This window comes from Oleiphilus sp. HI0043, assembly GCF_001634935.1.
The window spans coordinates 1-1,546 of the sequence record NZ_LWEY01001043.1; the positions used below are offsets into that span (position 1 = coordinate 1).

2 protein-coding genes are annotated in these 1,546 nt (G+C 43.9%); both read left to right on the forward strand.

The genetic code is table 11. The annotated features are described in order from the left end of the window. The first annotated feature begins 147 nt into the window (after positions 1–147). The gene (locus tag A3729_RS10990) at positions 148–1,302 is read left to right on the forward strand and encodes an IS110 family transposase (protein WP_068633821.1); all 1,155 of its coding nucleotides are present in this window, start codon (positions 148–150) and stop codon (positions 1,300–1,302) included. Positions 1,303–1,356: 54 nt separating this feature from the next. After that, positions 1,357–1,546: transposase (locus tag A3729_RS30795; protein WP_156497897.1), on the forward strand; the 190-nt coding region annotated here is incomplete at its 3' end.

Consider the following 1,546-nt stretch of genomic DNA (forward strand, 5'->3'; position numbering starts at 1 on the left):
CTTCCTTGTTCAGCAAAATTCAGGTTACCTTTTACGTATAGACATAATGACTCCCCACGTCCCAAAAGAGTGCTGACCTCCTATCGTGGGTTAGCAAAGCCAGAGCCATAATATATGTGTCATACCATATAAGCGGAGGCCAGCACCATGAAAAACAATACCATAATTTTTGTCGGATTGGACACCCATAAGGAGTTCACCGAAGTCGCATATTGCGAAGATCAACGAGGCTCAGAAGTAAAGCATCTTGGAAGAGTTTCTTCAGCCAAAGTATCACTTACCAAGATGGCAAGACAGTTTGAAAGCAAATACCCGCAGGCTACCCTGCATTTTGTTTATGAAGCAGGCCCCTGTGGCTACTGGATTTATCGATTGCTGACAAGCTTAGGCCATTGTTGCTATGTTGTTGCGCCATCACTGATTCCAAAGAAACCCGGACAACGCGTGAAAACAGATAAACGCGATGCACAAGATTTAGCTCGTTTGGTTCGTAATGGCGACCTTGATCCGATTTACGTTCCTGAACCCGCAGATGAAGCAATACGAGATCTATCTCGAGCACGTGAGCGTGCAATGCATGATTTGAATAATGCACGTTTCCAGCTAAAAGCCTTGCTGCTCAGAAATCATATTAACTATTCAGGCAAATCAAATTGGAGCTTAAAACACCTTCGTTGGTTAACAGAGATCATCTTACCTCATCCTAGTCAGCAATTTGTCTTGCAAGAGATGATTCAAACCATTTCAGAACGCAATGCTCGACTAGAGCGTCTGGACAATGAACTCGCCCATCACGTGAAGCAATGGCGATATTATCCGGTTGTGAAAGCGATACAAGCCTTGAGAGGCGTTCGACTGCTCACCGCCACTGGTGTCATTGTAGAGCTAGGAGACTTAACACGATTTGATAGCCCTAGAAAACTGATGAGTTATATCGGAACGACGCCCTCCGAGCATTCAAGTGGAGGAAAACGACACTTAGGCGCGATCACCAATTGTGGAAATGGGCGAGCGAGGAGATTGTTAGTTGAGGCTGCACATAGCTATCGCTATCCCGCAAAGATATCGAAGGAATTACAGCTCAGGCAGGAAGGATTGCCGAAAGAGGTAATTGATCAAGCTTGGCAAGCACAACAGAGATTATGTAGACGATATCAACGACTAATACACAAAGGTAAACATCGAAGTGTCGTGGTAACGGCGATCGCACGAGAACTGATAGCTTATATCTGGTCAATCTCGAAGGAAGTCACCTTACCCAGAATAGATCCAAAAACACGAATCCCCCCTGTGTCAGGATAGTTGTCGCCTCTGTTAATTTTTAATAATTGAATAGGAGGCGGTAAGAGAATATGAGTGAAGCATTATTCAAAAGAGTTTAAAGAAGCCATTGTTAAGAAGTGGCTTGAAAGTGGGTTATCATTAAGAACGTTTTCAGCCCAGGAAAACATAAACCTATCCACCTTGTATTCCTGGCGAGATAAATTTCAATTACCAGGTTCAAGTGTGACAAAAAGTAGTAGTCCAGATAACTGGTCTCCAGAAG

Excerpts from the sequence above, each read along its gene's own strand:
- A3729_RS10990 (WP_068633821.1), top strand. The coding sequence starts at position 148 with ATGAAAAACAATACCATAATTTTTGTCGGATTGGACACCCATAAGGAG.